The sequence below is a fragment of the Pseudarthrobacter oxydans genome, from assembly GCF_030812335.1.
Classification (GTDB): Bacteria; Actinomycetota; Actinomycetes; order Actinomycetales; family Micrococcaceae; genus Arthrobacter; species Arthrobacter oxydans_B.
The window spans coordinates 138,916-155,662 of sequence record NZ_JAUSSN010000005.1; the positions used below are offsets into that span (position 1 = coordinate 138,916).

The 16,747-nt window shown below is 66.6% G+C and carries 15 protein-coding genes; 3 read left to right on the forward strand and 12 right to left on the reverse strand.

Features of this window, described 5'->3' with window-relative positions; genetic code table 11:
* Positions 1-66 precede the first annotated feature (66 nt).
* Positions 67-786 (reverse strand): ZIP family metal transporter, encoded by a 720-nt coding sequence (locus J2W14_RS10195; RefSeq protein WP_307461950.1) that lies wholly within the window; start codon positions 784-786, stop codon positions 67-69.
* Positions 787-1,624: 838 nt separating this feature from the next.
* Here J2W14_RS10195 and J2W14_RS10200 point away from each other — a divergent pair.
* Positions 1,625-2,023 (forward strand): GNAT family N-acetyltransferase, encoded by a 399-nt coding sequence (locus J2W14_RS10200; RefSeq protein WP_307461952.1) that lies wholly within the window; start codon positions 1,625-1,627, stop codon positions 2,021-2,023.
* 414 nt (positions 2,024-2,437) lie between these two features.
* Here the strand turns inward: J2W14_RS10200 and J2W14_RS10205 are convergent, their stop codons facing one another.
* From J2W14_RS10205 to J2W14_RS10255, 11 genes are all read right to left on the reverse strand, one after another.
* Positions 2,438-3,160, reverse strand: coding sequence for a DsbA family oxidoreductase (locus tag J2W14_RS10205; RefSeq protein ID WP_307461954.1), 723 nt, complete (start codon positions 3,158-3,160; stop codon positions 2,438-2,440).
* A gap of 55 nt (positions 3,161-3,215) precedes the next feature.
* Complete coding sequence (locus J2W14_RS10210) at positions 3,216-3,758, reverse strand: GNAT family N-acetyltransferase (RefSeq protein ID WP_307461956.1); 543 nt, start codon at positions 3,756-3,758, stop codon at positions 3,216-3,218.
* Positions 3,755-4,621: a sugar phosphate isomerase/epimerase family protein gene (locus J2W14_RS10215; RefSeq protein ID WP_307461958.1), complete on the reverse strand. Its 867-nt coding sequence runs from the start codon at positions 4,619-4,621 to the stop codon at positions 3,755-3,757. The genes J2W14_RS10210 and J2W14_RS10215 overlap by 4 nt, the downstream gene beginning before the upstream one ends.
* 87 nt (positions 4,622-4,708) lie before the next feature.
* Positions 4,709-5,932 carry a substrate-binding domain-containing protein gene (locus tag J2W14_RS10220; protein ID WP_307461959.1) on the reverse strand — a complete coding sequence of 408 codons (1,224 nt, stop codon included), beginning with the start codon at positions 5,930-5,932 and terminating at the stop codon, positions 4,709-4,711.
* Entirely contained in the window at positions 5,932-7,044 is a 1,113-nt protein-coding gene (locus J2W14_RS10225) for an ABC transporter permease (RefSeq protein ID WP_307461960.1), read from the reverse strand. Before J2W14_RS10225 ends, J2W14_RS10220 begins: the two co-directional genes overlap by 1 nt.
* Positions 7,041-8,078, reverse strand: a complete 1,038-nt coding sequence (locus J2W14_RS10230) for an ABC transporter permease (protein ID WP_307461961.1) — start codon at positions 8,076-8,078, stop codon at positions 7,041-7,043. Before J2W14_RS10230 ends, J2W14_RS10225 begins: the two co-directional genes overlap by 4 nt.
* Complete coding sequence (locus J2W14_RS10235) at positions 8,075-9,655, reverse strand: sugar ABC transporter ATP-binding protein (RefSeq protein WP_370871256.1); 1,581 nt, start codon at positions 9,653-9,655, stop codon at positions 8,075-8,077. The genes J2W14_RS10230 and J2W14_RS10235 overlap by 4 nt, the downstream gene beginning before the upstream one ends.
* Positions 9,656-9,724: 69 nt before the next feature.
* Positions 9,725-10,744, reverse strand: a complete 1,020-nt coding sequence (locus J2W14_RS10240) for a sugar phosphate isomerase/epimerase family protein (protein ID WP_307461963.1) — start codon at positions 10,742-10,744, stop codon at positions 9,725-9,727.
* Between the two features lies 1 nt (position 10,745).
* Positions 10,746-11,942: a Gfo/Idh/MocA family protein gene (locus tag J2W14_RS10245; RefSeq protein WP_307461964.1), complete on the reverse strand. Its 1,197-nt coding sequence runs from the start codon at positions 11,940-11,942 to the stop codon at positions 10,746-10,748.
* Positions 11,943-11,951: 9 nt separating this feature from the next.
* Entirely contained in the window at positions 11,952-13,088 is a 1,137-nt protein-coding gene (locus tag J2W14_RS10250; RefSeq protein WP_307461965.1) for a Gfo/Idh/MocA family protein, read from the reverse strand.
* Positions 13,085-13,825, reverse strand: coding sequence for a sugar phosphate isomerase/epimerase family protein (locus tag J2W14_RS10255; RefSeq protein ID WP_307461966.1), 741 nt, complete (start codon positions 13,823-13,825; stop codon positions 13,085-13,087). The genes J2W14_RS10250 and J2W14_RS10255 overlap by 4 nt, the downstream gene beginning before the upstream one ends.
* A 165-nt stretch (positions 13,826-13,990) precedes the next feature.
* Here J2W14_RS10255 and J2W14_RS10260 point away from each other — a divergent pair, with 165 nt between their 5' ends.
* On the forward strand, positions 13,991-15,202 hold the full coding sequence (locus tag J2W14_RS10260; RefSeq protein ID WP_307461968.1) for an ROK family transcriptional regulator: 1,212 nt from the start codon (positions 13,991-13,993) through the stop codon (positions 15,200-15,202).
* 106 nt (positions 15,203-15,308) lie between these two features.
* Positions 15,309-16,502, forward strand: a complete 1,194-nt coding sequence (locus J2W14_RS10265; protein ID WP_307461969.1) for an MFS transporter — start codon at positions 15,309-15,311, stop codon at positions 16,500-16,502.
* Positions 16,503-16,747: the final 245 nt, after the last annotated feature.

Here is a 16,747-nt window from a genome sequence, read left to right on the forward strand (position 1 = left end):
TTCGATCTTCCTTTGCGTCCTTGCCCAGCCAGAGGGTACACCTGAAGGATGAAGCCGGTCGCGGCCTCAGTGCCCGCCGAGGATCTCCACAAGGGCGAACGAGAGGCCGAATCCGAAGGCGATCGCAATGCCCGTGGCGGCGCCGGCGTCCCGAAGCCCCTCCGGCACCATGCGGGTCGTTACGTTCGTCAGGATGCCGCCGCCGGCGAAGGCCAACGCGAAGGCCACGACCTCTGGCGGGGCTGCCCGTAGCAGCACCATGAAGACGGCCACCGACGCGGCGCACAAGAACGTCATGGCCAGCCAGGCGGACATGACGTGGCGGGTGGTCATGCCGGACTTGCGCAGCGGTCCGGTGTCGGCCATGGCCTCGGGCACTCCGCAGAGGAAGACAGCGGCAAGCACCGCGCCACTAATGCCGTAGCCGCTGAGTAGCGCCCCGGTGATAACAACAGCTTCGGCGACCACGGACAGCCCGATCACAAGGAACCTGGGCTCGTGGACAGGAGGTTCGGACAGTGGCCGGCCGCGCACGGCACCCGTTACCACCCACGCCGTCGCCACGGCCCCGCCGATCAGTCCCACCCCGACATAACCGCTTCCGCCGGCCAGTCGCCCGGCCTCGGCTACGAGCTTGTAGGCGACGGCCGAGAGCAGGGCGCCGGCACCGAGCCCGGTTAGGATGCCGAGCAGGACGCTGTTGCCAACGCGCCACCGCAGGGCGAGCAGCCCACCCAGGAAGTACGAGGACCCGGCAAGAAGACCCCAGCCAAATGCCTGCAGCATCGGCGCCCCTTTCCGCTTAGGCACTAAAGCACCGCGCCTAGGCATCATCCCGAAAGGCCGCGGGGATGGCAATGGCCGCGCGCGACGCGCCGCGGGCTGGAAGCCGTGCTCAGGGCCCCGGGGAAGGGACCGGACGTTCATCGGCGCGTTGTTCGGGGGATTGGGCCATGATTGCCGTCCGCCGTTCTTTCGGGGCGGGCAACTCACGGACACCGCCGCGAGGATCGACGACGATCCCTGAACCGTGAGTTGCGTGGCCCGGGTCAGCCCGATGCGTCTCACGACAAGACAAGACGTGCTTTCCCTCGCCGCAGAGGAGCCCGGGTACGTGGCAGGAGCGTGCTTCGGTGTTACAAACCCACCCTGAGGACTCCCGACGCCGTTTCCTGCATGGTCTGTCCACAGGATGTGCTGGCCGCTGAAGACCAGGACATGGTGGAGTCCTGCGGTAATTCTCACTGACCCGGTAAATTGTTCCTCGTTGGCCCAGTAACAATCCCGGCCGGCATTGGACGCAGCAGAGTGGGGACGTTGCGGCTCTGGCCCGTGGGGCACATGGCGCTTGCGCTTCCCGGCCATAGCTACCCCCGGGAGGCGTATTCGGCTGGTGTGTGTCTGGTGGGCTTCCTAGGGGCTGAGCATCGTGGCAGGCCCGCGACCCACGATTTTCTGTCCCTATCTGCCTGGCCGTCGTTGTCTGCTCAAAACGATTGAAGCTGCCGGGCGCTGGCACTTGCCCCTGACACGGCCGCTACTCATACGCACCGCGTTCACCACTGCAAATACCGTCGATATCTTAGCCCTCGCTGAGTGGGCTCTATCTGCAATGCTGTTCAGCATGACGGTAACCTTTGAATGGCGCGGAGTGGTTCGGAACGAAGAAATCAATCAGCTGCACGCTGAGGGCTTTGATCATGCCTACGTTGAAGACGACTGGACTGATCTGCTCTCGCGCCACAGTCTGGGGTGGGTAACAGCGCGCGATGCCGAGGGTCTCGTAGGCTTCGTCAACGTTATCTGGGACGGTCAGGTGCACGCATTCGTCGAAGACACTTTGGTGGCACATCGTGCCCGCCGGCAAGGCATCGGGAAGAAACTCCTTGCCGTGGCGACGGAACACTCCAAGGGAGCGGGATGCGAGTGGCTTCATGTTGACTTCGACGATCACCTGAAGCGCTTCTACTTCGATGCATGCGGTTTCCGTCCCACCAATGCTGGACTCATCCACCTGCGCTAGCCGGGGCTACCACCGAAGCAGCGAGCGTTTTCCAACCGAGACGAATAGGGCACGCGGGATTCTGTTGATCGAAGCAACACACCATACGAGTTCCGAGCGCCCGGCCTCCTCGCAACGGTCGGCGGCCAGGCGTTCGGGTTACGGGGCGCTGTAGTGATGATGTCGATGCCGGCTCAATCAAGACAACCGCGGCGGGGTACACCAGTGAAAGGTCCGCTGAAGGTTCCCAATACGGACATGTAGAGGGAAGAGTGTGGACATTCCGTGCAGGCGACTTTGGAAACTGACATCCGGGCCACTTGGCCAACTTAATGAGAGGAACCTTAGGTCCTCTTGCCAAAACCTGCCCAGGAAGACGACTCAGTTCAGTGCTAAGACGTCAACTGGCAGCGAACTGACACCGGAAATCCGGTCCTAGGTGGTGGCGCAGCCCTCGGGGCCGCAGGCTTCCGCGGTTCCTCGGGCTTCCGCGCCGCCGGCGGCGCTGACCATTTCCAGCGGGCGGCTGTCCTGCCACGCCTGCTCGAGGGCGGCGGTGAAGGTCTCGGCGGGCTGGGCGCCGGAGAGCCCGAATTTCCGGTCGATCACGAAGAACGGGACGCCGGTGACGCCTAGGGCGCGGCCTTCCTCGAAGTCCAGCCGGACGTCGTCGGCGTATTTGTCGGTGGTGAACAGTTCCACCAGCTCGGCGGCGCCGATTCCCAGGTCCAGCCCCAGCGAGGTCAGGTAGTCACGGCTGCCGATGTCCTTGCCGTGCTCGAAGTGGTCGCTGAGCAGGCGTTCTTTTGCTGCGTCCTGCTGCCCGTGCGCGGCGGCGAGGTGGATCAGCCGGTGGGCCGTGAAGCTGTTGGCGACCACGACGTCGTCGAAACGGTAGTTGAGGCCCTCGCCCCTGGCCTGCTCCGCCACGTGCGCGAACATTCCGGCGACCTGGGCCGGCGCCAGGCCCTTGCGGGTGCTCAGGTAGTCCAGTTCGGTGCCGTCGTAGTGGTCGGGCAGCGAGGGGTCCAGCTGGTAGCTGCGCCACGTCACCTCCACAGCCTCGCGGTGCGGGAAGGCCGCCAGGGCGGTTTCAAAGCGGCGTTTGCCGATGTAGCACCAGGGGCAGGCAACGTCGGACCAGATCTCAATCTTCATGCTCGCCACAACCCCGGCGCGGCCGGCTCCATTCCCCGGCGGACTGTCGGCTTGGTCACGGGACCCGTGCGAGCGGGAGTTCCATGACGAAGTCGTGTTCCACGGTGCTGCCGAGCCGGAAGGACTTGGTGCCGACCTTTCGGAAGCCGGACTTCTCGTAGAACCGGATGGCCCGGGCGTTCTGGCTGTTCACGCCGAGCCAGAGCCCTCGGGCGCCGGCTCCCGCGGCCGCGCCGATGCTGGCGCGCATCAGTTCGGCCGCGGCGCCGAGCCCGTGGTGGTCGGGGTGGACGTAGCACTTGCTGAGTTCGGTGCACGGCAGTTCGCCCAGGACCGCGGCCACGTCCGGGTCGCTGGCTGGGCGGGCCACCAGCAGGCTGTAGCCGCGAAGGTCGCCGTCGGCGTCGATCACCAGGACGGTGACGTCCGGGTCGGCCAGATAGGTGCGGAAGTGGGCCTCGCTGAGGGTGTTGGCCAGGTGCGCCGCGATGTCCTCCGGCCGGGACTCCGGCGGACACGCGAGCGGGAAGGTGACGGCAGCCAGCGCGGCCAGCCCCCCGGCGTCGTCCGCGGTTGCCTGTCGGATTACATGCGTCACAACGGAATCTCCCGGGACAGGCTGCGAAGGAAAGCCAGGCCGCTTTCAGCCAGTTCGTCCTGGCTCGGGGCAAGCGGCCGCCAGATCGACGCGGCGACGGCAATGGCGGCATTCTCGACGGTGAAACTCTCAATGTTGAGCGGTCCCGTGTAGCCGACTTCATCCAGGACCTGCAGGAAGCCCGTCCAGTCGGTTTGGTCCCCGCCGGGAGCGCCCCGGTCGTTGCCGCAGACCTGCACATGCACCAGATGCTCTCCGGCGGCCCGGACGGCAGCGGCGACCGAACGCTCCTCGATGTGTAGGTGGTAACTGTCCAGCGCGAGGCCGACGCCGTTCCCGAGCAGCGGCCCAAGCGCCTCAAGCGCCTGATCGACCGTATTGATCAGCGATGTTTCGTACCTGTTCAGGGGTTCGATGCCCAGCACGACTCCCGCCTCCTGGGCCCGGGCCGCGACGGGCCGGATGTTTCGGCGCAGCTCCGCGTAGGCGTCCCGGCGCTCTTCGGCTGACATCCGCCACACCCCTCCGGTTTGGGCGTAGAAGGGTCCACAGACAGTCGGCGAACCGATGCTGCCGGCCATGGTGATGCAGGCGGTCAGGTAGGCCTGGGTCCTTTCTACGGAAGCCGGATCCGTAGCCACCAGGTCCCGCCCCGGCGCCATGGCCCCCACCACGAAAGGCTTCAGCCCGGTTCCCGCGAGTGTCTCCAGCACCGTTCCGGAAGAGAAGTCGCCCGCGTTTTCCAGCGGGAGTTCGACGGCGTCAAACCCCAGGGCGGCGATTTTCCCCAGCAATCCGGGGAGGCTGGTATCGGTCAAGGGGGATTCCCAGACCCAGGTGCTGATGCCGATCAGACGCGCCAAGCTGCCTTCTTTCCATCTGTTGGTCCTGCCTCCAAATCCAGAGGCGGTCCCGCGGGGTGAGGGAACTCCGGGGACCGCCGCGCCGCGTCAGGGAATCTGCCGCTGCTGCCACACCTCCGGGTAGCCGTCCAGATCCTCGCCGCCGAACTTGGCGTAGTGCCCGCCGGGCATGCCCTCGTTACGCTGCAGCCACTCGTCCAGTTCGTCTACCAGGATGGGCTCCTGCGGCAGAACCCATTCGGCCGGAATCTGTTCGCCCTTGAAGATCTTTTCCAGGGCCAGCAGCGGGGTCCGCCACTGGAAGTTGGAGTAGACCGGGGCCATCGCGTCGATCCCGGTCTGCTTCCACTTGGCCAGGAAGCTCATCTCATCCTCGCCGGTCATCACGGGCAAGGGCTTGCCGGCATCCTCGAAGGCCTCGAGGGCAGCCACCGCACCGTCGCCGGCGTCCATCCAGACGCCCTTGACGTCACCTGTGGCCAGTTCATCGGAGATGATCTTCTTGATCTCGGTGGGATCGGCCCCGGTGAAATAGTCCGTGGCCTGGATTCCCTTTTCCTCGAAGATCTTCTTGGCCGCCGCCCAGCGGTGCTCCAGCACATCGACACCCGGGAGGATGCGAAGGGCCACCACCTTGTCCCCGGACTGAAGCTTCTCACTCAGGAAAGTTGCGGTGTCGATACCCCAGGCGAATCCGCCGATCGGGTGGATGAAGGTGGTGGCGCATTTGGTCTCCACACCGCGGTCAAACACCACCACGGGCTTGCCTGTCTGGCAGGCACGTTCGACGGCCTGGGTGAGGGCCGCGGTGGAGTTGGGCGAAATAACGAACGCCCCGCAGTTGCCCTCGGCGATGAAGTAGTCGATGTCCGCTATTTGGGTGTTGTCGTTGTCTTTGGCATCCCGGGTTTCCATTTCGGAGATGACCCCGGAGCCCTGGAGTGCCTTGAGTTGCTGGTTCATGGTGATCCAGCCGGTCTGCCGCCAGGGGTTGGAGATGGAGGCGTTGGCGAAGCAGACTTTTTGCGGTCCCTGGGCCGCGAACTTGGACGTGTCCGTCATCGCGCCCGCGATGTACTGCAGGTAGGGCTGCTCCGGGTCCCCTTCGAAGGTTGCCGAGCGCTGCTGGTTCTGTGTGTCGTAGAGAGCCTGGTCAAACCAGTCCTGGCTCGCCGGGCTGCTGGCCGCCGGAGAACCGGTGCCGGCTCCCGTCGTTTCGGTGACGGACGGATCTGTAGTGGTGCATGCGGTCAGGGCCACCAGCGGCAATGCTGCGGCAAGGGCGATCGCGCGGACAGAGTTATTGCGCATCAGACTCTTTCTCCTCCTTGTTCGGTGCCCTCGGCGGGCGGTGGTGCTGCGGCCAACTGGTGCTGTTCGTCATGGGCAGCGGAACTCGCTCCTTTGCGCTTGCGCTGCCATGACTGGGATGCTGCGGCCACAGCGATGATGATGATGGCTCCCTGGACCGTGTCCCGCCACGTCGCAGGGACACCCATGAAGTTCAGGAGGGTGAACAGCGACTCGAGGGCGAATGCCCCCGCTGCGGCGGACAGGACCCAGCCGCGCCCGCCGCCCAGCACAACGCCCCCGAGAACAACGGCGGTGATCGCGGTGAACTCGTACCCGCGCCCCACCGACGGATGCACACCCGCATAGCCCACGAGCAGGATGCCAGCCACGGTGGCCGACAGCGATGAAATCATAAAGGCGCGCGTGCGCACCCACCAGACCCGGGAGCCGGCCAGTGCCGCCGCCGCAGGATTGTCTCCGACCGCGATGAGCATGCGGCCGAAGGGGCGGCGCATCAGTATGAACGCCGCGACCGCCAGGGCGGTCAGGATAAGGACCGGGTAGGGAATGATGTCCAGGACCGGAACGTCACGGATGCCGCCGCGTCCGATCTGCCGGAAGCTGTCCGCAGGGTTGCCCTGGGCCGCGCCGCCGGTCCAGTAGAGGACCAGCCCGAGCAGCGCCAGCATCATGCCCAGCGTGACAATGAAACTTGGGACCTGCAGCAGGGTGGTGATCAGCCCGTTCACCAGCCCGATGAAGGCACCCAGCACCAGCATCAGGACGAGCACGGGGATCACCTTGGAATCGTCCTGCCCGATCAGGTTGCCGGCGACGATGACCTGCATCGTCACGACGGAGCCCATCGACAGGTCGAATTCCCCGCCGACAATGACGAAGTACTGGCCGATGGCGGCGATGGCAATGGGGGCAGTCCTGCCGACGAACCGGATGAAGGAGCTCGGCTCCCCGAAGGACGGGTTCAGCACAATGATGGCGGCCAGGAGCCCGATCAGCAGGATGAAGACGGCGCCGCCGGGGGTGCGCATGGCGCGCAGGAGCCGCTCGGAACGGCTGGCACGGTTCTGCTTGAGAATCGCGCTGCGGTCGGAGTTCAGTGCCGTACTCATGGCCCCTCCACCGGCACGGGCCGGGCAGCGGGCGTCTCCGTCGAGCCTTTCGCCGGGAACCGTTCCGGTCTGCTGACGATCCGGCGCCGGGCATAAACGGCGACGGCGGCGACGATCACCACGCCCCTGACCACGTCCTTCAGGAACGGGTTGACCTGCATGACGGACATGATGTTGTCCAGCATGGCAAAGATCAGCACGCCGCCAAGGGTGCCGGTGATGGTCCCCTTGCCGCCGGAGAGCAACGTCCCGCCGAGCACAACCGCCGCGATGGAGAGCAGATCGTAGCCGCCCTGGGAACCCACGGTGGGACTGCCGACACCCAGCCGGCTGGCCAGGAGCAGTCCTGCCATCCCTGCCAGGACAGAGCAGATGACGTGCGCCGTAATCACCGGCACGTCAACGCGGATTCCGGAGGTACGGGCCACGGCGATGTCGCCGCCGACAGCGTACAGATGGTGCCCGACGCGTGTGCGGTGCAGGAGCAGCATGGCCAGGCCCGCGCAGGCCAGCATGATGATCGTGGAGATCGGGACGGGGCCGATCCCCGTGGCTCCGACGAGGCGGAACTCCAGCGGTGTCTGGCCGAAGCTGCCCTTGAAATTGGTGGCGAGGTAGCCGCTGATAATCAGGCCCACGCCCAGCGTGGCGATGAATCCGTGCACGTTCAGCCGGGCGACGATGAGCCCGTTCGCGAGTCCGATGACCGCGGCCGTCCCCAGCGTCAGCAGGACTGCGGACAGGATGTTGTTGGGGTTGTTCGCCATCACCCCGGCGGCGATGAGGCTGGCCAGGCTGGTGACATAGGGGACGGAGAGGTCCAGGCTGCCCGCCAGGATGACCAGTGTCTGCCCGATCGCGATGAAGCCCAACACGCTGGTCCCGGTCAGGATGCTCGAGATGTTCCCGGGACTGAAAAAACTCCGTCCGATCGAATTCACCAGCACAACACCCAATATGAGTGTCGCCAGCGCCACGAGGTAGACGATCTGGGTGGAGGACAGCCGCTGGAAGAAGCCTGCTCGCCGTGTCATGACTCTCCTTCGGGTGCAGTCCTGGCGCCGGTTCCCAGCTGCAGGACGGCTTCTTCTGACGTTCCGGCGGGCAGCTCACCGACGAGCCGGCCATCACGCATCACCAGGATCCGGTCCGACATGCCGATGACTTCCGGGAGTTCACTGGACACCATCAGGATGGCTTTGCCCTCCGCCGCGAGCTGGCGCATCAGCCGGTAGACGGCCACCTTGGCGCCAACGTCAATGCCGCGGGTGGGTTCGTCCAGCAGCACAAGCCGGGGACGGATTGCGAGCCATTTGGCGAGGACCACTTTTTGCTGGTTGCCGCCCGACAGGTACTGCACCTCCTGGTCCAGGTCACGGGCTATGACTTCCAGGGAGGAGAACACGCCCGGGATCTCGGTCTTGACGGCTTTTGTGCGGCCCGGGAAAACCGACCGGATCACACTGAGTGCGTTGTCCAGGATGGACTGGTTCAGGCTCAGGCCTTCCGCTTTGCGGTCCTCTGTGATCAGGGCCATCCGTGCCCGCACGCCCTGGCGGGGTGATTTGGGCAGCAGTTCCGCGCCGGCCATCTTCATCGTCCCGCGGGTGAAGGGTGCGGCGCCGAAGATGCCGTGGAGCAGTTCTGTGCGGCCGGACCCCTGAAGTCCTGCCAGACCGACTATCTCGCCCGGCCGAATGCTGAGGCTAATCCCGTCCAGCTGGCCGTTTCCGGCGCCCTGCAGCTCGAGGATCGGCTCCTCGGTAACGCCGTCGGCGGCCGCGTTCTCCCGGGGTAATTTCTCCGGGAAGAACGCCGAGATGGGCCGGCCCACCATCAGCCGGACGAGTTGGGCATCGTCCAGTTCGGACGCTGGCCGGGTGCTGACCACCTTGCCGTCTTTCAGGACGGTGATGACGTCACAGAGGTCGAACACTTCGCGGAGGCGGTGGGAGACGTAGAGGATGGCCGTTCCACGTTCACGGAGGCGTGCCACGATCCCGTAGAGAAGTTCAACCTCGGCACCCGCCAAGGCTGCCGTGGGCTCGTCCATGGAGATGATCCGCGCGTCATAGCTGACCGCCTTCGCGATCTCCACGACCTGTTGTTCAGCCACCGTCAGGCTCCGCACCTGCCCGGTGGGCCGGATGGCGGTGATCCCCAAGGATTCAAGAAGCTCCTCCGTTTTGGAGTTCATCAGGGCTTTGTTCACCAGCAGTCCGCGGCGCGGCTCCCGGCCCAGATAGATGTTCTCGGCCACCGTCCGGTCCGGCAGAAGGTTGAACTCCTGGAACACGGATGACAGCCCGGCTTCGTGGGCCTTGGTGGGGTGGCTGAAGTGAACTTCCTTGCCCTCCAGGAGGACGGTTCCGGCGTCGGGCTGGTACACGCCGGCCAGGACTTTCATCAGGGTGGACTTTCCGGCGCCGTTTTCTCCCATGAGCCCGTGCACCTGGCCGCGGTGAAGGCTTAGATGGGCGTTTTCCAGCACGGGGATCCCGAAAAAACTTTTGGTCAGTCCGCGGACTTCCAGGATTGGCGGGGGTGCCGGCTCGTCGGAATGGAGCGTCTCGGAAGCAGGCACGGCATCAGTTTCGTTGTGGTTCTCCATCGATGCGTCCTCCACGAGCTAACTGTTACAGGGGCCGTTCTGATCCGTCAAGGAATAAACGGGTGGTCACTATTGCGGGTTTACCGCCCCGTCCTTGGCGCTGAAGGCGGCGTCGAAGGCGGTGTTCGACGCCGGGAAGTCGTACTTTTTGAGGTTGGCGAGTGCTTCGGGGGCGCCGTGGAGGCGGTCCATGCCGGCGTCTTCCCATTCGACGGAGATGGGGCCGTCATAGCCGATCGCGGCCAGGGCGCGGAAGGACGATTCCCAGGGCACGTCGCCGCGGCCGGCGGAGACGAAGTCCCAGCCCCGGCGCGGGTCGCCCCAGGGCAGGTGGGAGCCCATGACGGTGTTCCGGCCGGTGGGGCGAAGCTTCGTGTCTTTGCAGTCCACGTGGTAGATCCGGTCCTTGAAGTCCCAGATAAAGGAGACCGGGTCGATGCCCTGCCACATGAAGTGGGAGGGGTCCCAGTTCAGCCCGAACGCCTCGCGGTGGCCGATCGCTTCGAGGGTGCGGACGGTGGTCCAGTAGTCGTAGGCGATCTCGGAGGGGTGGACCTCGTGGGCGAAGCGGACGCCGCATTCGTCGAAGACGTCCAGGATCGGGTTCCAGCGGTCGGCGAAGTCCTGGTAGCCGGCCTCGATCACCGACACGGGGACGGGCGGGAACATCGCGACGTACTGCCAGATGGAGGAGCCGGTGAACCCGACGACGGTGTCGACGCCGAGGGCGCGGGCGAGCCGGGCGGTGTGCTGCATTTCCTCGGCGGCGCGGGTGCGGACGCCTTCGGGGTCGCCGTCGCCCCAGACTCTGGTCCCGACGATGGCCTCGTGGCGGAAGTCGATGGGGTCATCGCAGACGGCCTGGCCCTTGAGGTGGTTGGAGATGGCCCAGACCTTGAGATTGTATTTCTCCAACACGGCGAGTTTGGACTCGACGTAGCCGGGATCGTCCCAGCGCCAGGCGTCCAGGTGGTCCCCGGAGACGGCGATTTCCAGGCCGTCGTACCCCCACCCGGAAGCCAGGCGCGCGACTTCCTCGAACGGCAGGTCGGCCCACTGGCCGGTGAACAGGGTGTACGGGCGGGCCATGTCAGGCTCCTTCGGTGGCAACGGGGGCAGCGGTAGCGGGGGAGTTGTCCAGCCGGACCATGGAGCTTCCGGCCGCGGCGCTTTCCGCGACTGCGGCGAGAATGCGCTGGACAGCCAGTCCGTCCTGGAACGACGGCGAAGGCTGGGCTCCGGTGTCAATCGCCACGAGGAAGTCCCGGATTTCGTGCGTAAAGGTGTGTTCCCAGCCGATGATGTGGCCCTGCGGCCACCAGGCAGCCATATAGGGGTGGTCCGGTTCGTTGACCGGGATGCGCCGGAACCCCTGCTCCCGGGCCGGAGCAGTGGCGTCCAGGAAGTCGAGTTCATTCAAGTTCTCAAGGTCGAAGAGGATGGCGCCTTTATCGCCGTATATTTCGATTTTGAGGGAGTTCTTCTGTCCAGTGGCCACCCGCGAGACTTCAATCGAGGCGATGGCCCCGGACGCAAGCGTCAGCGTCGCCCAGGCGGCGTCGTCGACCGTCACCTCTTCCAGCCCGCGGGCGCCCGGCCGGTGCGAGGTGAAAGTGTGCAGCCGGCCGGAAACGTCGGTGACCCGGTCTGCGAGCAGGAACAGCACCTGGTCGATGGCGTGCGAGGCGATGTCGCCCAGCGCCCCGGATCCGGCCGTGTCCTTCTGCAGCCGCCACGTCATGGGCGTTTCCGGGTTTACCAGCCAGTCTTGCAGATAGGCCGCCCGGACCTGCCGGATCGCGCCCAGCCTGCCCTCCGAGATCAGCTCTCGGGCCAGGGCCAAGGCGGGGACCCGGCGATAGTTGAAACCGACCATTGACTGGACGCCGCGGGACTGCGCCTCGCGGGCGGCCGCGGCCATGGCTTCGGCCTCGGCGAGGGTGTTGGCCAGCGGCTTCTCCACGAGCACGTGCTTGCCCGCGGCGAGGGCGGCGAGGGCGATCTCGGCATGCATATAGCCAGGGGTGCAGAGGTCCACGACGTGGATGTCGTCGCGGTCCATGACCGCTCTCCAGTCCGTGGCGGACTCCGCCCAGCCGTACTTCGTCGCGGCTGCGGCGACTCCCTCCGGGTCCCGCCCGACGATGACCCGCTGTTCGAAGGCCGGAACGTCGAAGTAGCTGGCCACATTGCGCCAGGCGTTCGAGTGGGCCTTGCCCATGAAGGCGTAGCCGATCATGGCCACACCGAGCGGGGGCCGGCCGTGCGTGGATCCCTGTGGATGCATAGTCAGCCCCTAAAGGGTGGAAAGGGTCGGATCCCAGTCCTCGGGGAGGGCCGGAATCTGGGCGACGGAGCTTTCGACCTCCACGAAGGCGCGGGTATCGATCGACTCGGAAATGGAGGCCATGGTGTCGAGGATGTGGAACGCCAGCTCACCCGGTGCCCGGTGCGGCCGGCCCGCGCGGATGGCGCGGGCCATTTCCAGCACGCCGGCGCCGCGGCTGGCGGTGGAGCCCACTGACGGGACGGTGGTCCAGTCATCCGCGCCGAGCGCGCAGATCCGGATATCGCCGTCGAAATTGTTCGGATCCGGCAGCGCGATGGTGGCGTCGGAACCAGTGATCTCCACGAAGCCGGCACGCTTGAACGGGGAATCGAAGCTGAAGATGCTCTGTCCGGACTCGCCGCCTTCAAACTCCAGGATGGAGCTGACGTGCGTCGGGACGGTGACGGCGAATTCCTCGCCGGCTTTGGGCCCGGAGCCGATGACGCGTGTTTCGCGGGATTTGGAGCCGAACGCCGCGACCCGGCGGACGCTGCCGAAGGTCTGGACGAGGGTGGTGAGGTAATACGGTCCAATGTCGAACAGGGGTCCGGCGCCGTCCTGGAACAGGAAGGCGGGGTTCGGGTGCCAGGATTCCGGACCGGGAGACTGCATCAGGGTCAGGGCGGTCAGCGGTGTGCCGATGTCGCCGCGTTCGATCATCCGGCGCGCCGTTTGCAGCCCCGCACCGAGGAAAGTGTCGGGGGCGCAGCCGAGGCGGACGCCGGCGGAATCGGCTGCCTTAAGCAGCCCGCGGCCGCTTTCCCGGTCCAGCGAGAAGGGCTTCTCGCTCCAGACGTGTTTGCCGGCGTTGACGGCCTGGGTGGCCACCTCGACATGCGCCGCCGGTATGGTCAGATTGATGACGATCTCCACTTCGGGGTTGCCGAGAACAGCGTCGACTCCGCCGTGTGTGTCAATCCCGTACTCGGCGGCGCGGGCGGCGGCGGCGGCCTCGAAGAGATCTCCGATCGCCACGACCCTGACGTCCGGGAAGCTCGTGAGGTTGTCCAGGTACTCCTTGCTGATGACTCCTGCGCCGATGATGCCGACGCCGACAGGCCCGGATCCGGAGGGGCCGAAGGCGGCTCCCGCTGCGTGGTTCATGCGGCAGCCTTTCCGGCGCTGAGGTAGTTGTAGCTGTCCCGGACGGCGTCGAACATATCGCCCTGGAAATCGTCCAGCTCGATCACGCCTGCCTCAAGGGAACCTGCTGCCTCGAGGACATCCCAGATGGGCATCCTGCCGTCGCCCACGGCGAGCTGGCTGGAGGGGTCCGCGGTGACGGGCCCATCTTTAATGTGGATGAACTTCACCCGGTCACCCAGGCGGGCCAGGAGTTCCGCAGGATTCTGGCCGCCGACGGCAGCCCAGTAGGTGTCCAGCTCGAGGACAACCGCCGGGTCCAAATAGTCAGCGAGGTGTTCCAGGGCGGTCTTGCCGTCGAGCACGGACTCAACTTCCCACCAGTGGTTGTGATACCCGACGCGGACGCCGTAGCTGGCTCCCTTGGCGGCGGCGGCGTTGAGCTGAACCGCTGTTTCCCTGATGTCTTCGATCGTGTTCCAGCGCTCGGCCGGAACGTGCGGATCGATTACCGTGCCGATGCCCAGCTGCCGGGCGGCGGCGAAAATGGCGTCCTGGTCCTCGCTGAGCAGGGGAGCGTGGCCGGACGGGGCCGTGAGGTTGTTCTCGGCCATGGCCTGCTTCAGTTCAGCGGCTTTGGCAACGAAACGGTAGGGCTCAACCATGGTGAAACCGATGCCGGCCAGGCGCCGGATGGTTCCAGCGAGATCCTCTTCCAGGGCCTTACGGACCGTGTAGAGCTGGATCGAGTACGACACTGTCTCTCCTCGTCATCGGGGTAAGCCGTTAGGCCCGCAGGGCGGTCTGTGATGGCCTACACCCAAGCTAGGACGACTTCTGCCGGGCGTCAAGCAAAAGTTGCAACCCACGTTCCGGATTGTAGGAAAGTGACACGCAGAAGTGCCTCGTGCTATCACTGATTCATGAGCACGCCCGCCGGCGCAGATCCCGCCGCCCCCGAGGCCGCCGGCAGCCTGTCCCGTGCCGGCGACCTGTTCCAGCTCCTGCGCGACGGCCAGGCCCGTACCCGCGCCGAGCTGGCCCTCACCACCGGCCTGGCCCGTTCCACCGTTGCGTCCCGCATCGATGCGCTGATGCAGGCCGGCCTGGTCGGACCGGCGGGCGAGGCCAGCTCCAGCGGCGGCCGGCCGCCGTCGCGCTTTGCCTTCAACCCCGCCGCCCGCGTCGTGCTGGCGGTCGACGTAGGGGCCACCCACCTGATCGTCGCCGTCACGGACCTCAGCGGAGCGGTGCTGGCCGAGTGCCAGCTGGCCCAGGACGTCGCCGACGGCCCGGAGGCCGTCCTGGACCGGGTGGTGGCGGAAGGCATCAAACTGCTGGGCCAGGCGGGCCGCGGCACGGACGGCCTCGCCGGCATCGGCATCGGACTGCCCGGTCCGGTGGAACATGCCACCGGGATGCCGGTAAAACCGCCGATCATGCCTGGCTGGGACGGGTTCGACGTCGTCCGGCACGTCCAGCGCTCGCTGCCGGTCCCGGTGCTGGTGGACAACGACGTGAACATCATGGCCCTGGGGGAGCGGACCGCCTACTGGCCGGAACACGACAACTTCCTTTTCATCAAGGTCGCCACGGGAATCGGCGCCGGCATCATCAGCAGCGGCGAGCTCCAGCGCGGTGCCAACGGCACGGCCGGGGACCTGGGCCACGTCCGGGTGCCGCGCGGCGACGATGTGCTCTGCCGCTGCGGGAACTACGGCTGCCTTGAGGCGCTCGCCTCCGGCCCCGCCGTCGCGCATGCCCTCACGCTGCAGGGACTGCAGGCCGACAACGGCGGCGACGTGCTGCGGCTCGTGTCCGAGGGCAACCTGCAGGCGATCCAGGCCCTGCGCCAGGCGGGCCGGGACCTGGGCGACGTGCTGGCCACCGTGGTGAACCTGCTCAATCCTTCCGTCATCGTGATCGGCGGCAGCCTCGGCCAGGCCGGCGAACACCTCATGGCCGGGGTCCGCGAGGTGGTCTACCGGCGCTCGCTGCCGCTGGCAACAACGCACCTGCGGATCGGGCTGTCCATGGCGGGGGACCAGTCCGCGATTCTGGGTGCCAGCCAGATGGTTACCCAGTATGTGCTCTCACCGGCCGTGATCGAGGCGACCCTGCAGGCAACGGGCTGACGCCGGGACTCCGCGGGTGTCATAATCGCCGGGTCCGGCTGGGGCCCGTGATAGCAATGGGACTGATGAAAGCATATTTCTGCCCGCCGGCCGAGCCGCGGCACCCATGAGCGCCAACGTCCTGGCGAACGTGCCGCGCAGCTGGATCCTGCTGGCCGCCATCGGGCTCATCGCCCTCAACATGCGCGGCCCGTTCGTGGCCGTGGCGCCGGTGGTTGGCCCGATGCAGGCGGAACTGGGCTTCTCCCCGGTGGAACTTGGTCTCCTGACCGGCATCCCCGTGCTGTGCTTCGCCCTTGCCGCGCCGCTCGCCGCATTCACCGGACGCAAGCTCGGCGCGGAAGTCGCCATCACCCTGACCCTGCTGGGTGTCCTGCTGGGCGTGATAGTGCGGTCGGCGGGCAACGGCGCCGTCGTGATGCTCGGCACGGTGATTCTCGGGGTCGCCATCACGATCGGCAACATCGTCGTGCCGCTGATCATCCGGCGCGACTTCGTCCCCGCCCGGCAGGGCACGGCGATGGGCATCTACACCGCCGCCCTGAACATCGGCTCCTTTGTCACCGCCATGGTGATGGCGCCGCTGGCCGAACTGTTTGGCTGGCGGCTGGCCCTCGCCTCCTGCGGGCTCTTCGCCGTCGCGGCCCTCGTTGCCTGGGTGCTCGCCTTCGGCAGCCGGGCGTTCCGGCCCGAACCGGTTCCCGCCCCGGAGCCGGCCCGTGCCGGGATCAAGCGGGCGTCGCGCTGGATCACGGTGGGGCTGACCGCCGGGTTCGCCGGGCAGGCGTTCTCCTACTACGGTGTGACCGCCTGGCTCCCCAGCATCCTCGCGGACGAACTCGGCATGACGGCCGCGGAGGCGGGCGCCGGGTCCTCGCTGTTCCAGATTCTCGCCATCGTGGGCGGCCTGGGCGTTCCGCTCGTGGCCCGTTTCGCCAGCACGACGACGGTGGGGCTCACCCTGGGGCTGTTGTGGGTGACCGTTCCTGTGGGCCTGCTGCTGGCGCCGGGACTGTGGTGGCTGTGGTCCTCGTTGGGCGGCATCGCCCAGGGCGGCGGCATCACGCTCATCTTCATCGCCATCATCCGGCTGGCCCGGGACCAGGCCTCGGCCGGCCGGATGTCCGCCGTCGTGCAGGGTGTGGGCTATTCCTTCGGTGCCCTGGCGCCAACCCTGCTGGGCTACGTCAACGGGGTCTCGGGATCGTGGACCGGGCCGCTGCTGATGGTGCTCGGCTCGGTCGCGATGTTCATCCTCGGGACCGCGCTGTCCCTCCGCCACGTCCCCAAGGTGCGCTGACCCGCGCTGCCTGGACTGCCGCGCCGACTGGGATGCCGGACTGCCCGTGCTGCCGCGCCGCCCAACTGCCTGGACTGCCGCGCCGAGGTGACAGTTGAGGCCCATGTTCATGGCGAACATGGGCCTTAACTGTCACCTCGACGCCGTTGTCGAGTCCCCGAGGGGGTCTTCCGTCGCTGGGCCACCGCCCCGGATCTCGGGGGTGCCTGTTGCGAAGGGCATGGCAGCCCAGCAGACGGAAATCT

Bases quoted from the DNA above. Each gene is read 5' to 3' on its own strand.
- J2W14_RS10195 (WP_307461950.1), bottom strand. From the start codon at position 786: ATGCTGCAGGCATTTGGCTGGGGTCTTCTTGCCGGGTCCTCGTACTTC.
- J2W14_RS10200 (WP_307461952.1), top strand. From the start codon at position 1,625: ATGACGGTAACCTTTGAATGGCGCGGAGTGGTTCGGAACGAAGAAATC.
- J2W14_RS10205 (WP_307461954.1), bottom strand. From the start codon at position 3,160: ATGAAGATTGAGATCTGGTCCGACGTTGCCTGCCCCTGGTGCTACATC.
- J2W14_RS10220 (WP_307461959.1), bottom strand. From the start codon at position 5,932: ATGCGCAATAACTCTGTCCGCGCGATCGCCCTTGCCGCAGCATTGCCG.
- J2W14_RS10225 (WP_307461960.1), bottom strand. From the start codon at position 7,044: ATGAGTACGGCACTGAACTCCGACCGCAGCGCGATTCTCAAGCAGAAC.
- J2W14_RS10230 (WP_307461961.1), bottom strand. From the start codon at position 8,078: ATGACACGGCGAGCAGGCTTCTTCCAGCGGCTGTCCTCCACCCAGATC.
- J2W14_RS10235 (WP_370871256.1), bottom strand. From the start codon at position 9,655: ATGGAGAACCACAACGAAACTGATGCCGTGCCTGCTTCCGAGACGCTC.
- J2W14_RS10240 (WP_307461963.1), bottom strand. From the start codon at position 10,744: ATGGCCCGCCCGTACACCCTGTTCACCGGCCAGTGGGCCGACCTGCCG.
- J2W14_RS10245 (WP_307461964.1), bottom strand. From the start codon at position 11,942: ATGCATCCACAGGGATCCACGCACGGCCGGCCCCCGCTCGGTGTGGCC.
- J2W14_RS10250 (WP_307461965.1), bottom strand. From the start codon at position 13,088: ATGAACCACGCAGCGGGAGCCGCCTTCGGCCCCTCCGGATCCGGGCCT.
- J2W14_RS10260 (WP_307461968.1), top strand. From the start codon at position 13,991: ATGAGCACGCCCGCCGGCGCAGATCCCGCCGCCCCCGAGGCCGCCGGC.
- J2W14_RS10265 (WP_307461969.1), top strand. From the start codon at position 15,309: ATGAGCGCCAACGTCCTGGCGAACGTGCCGCGCAGCTGGATCCTGCTG.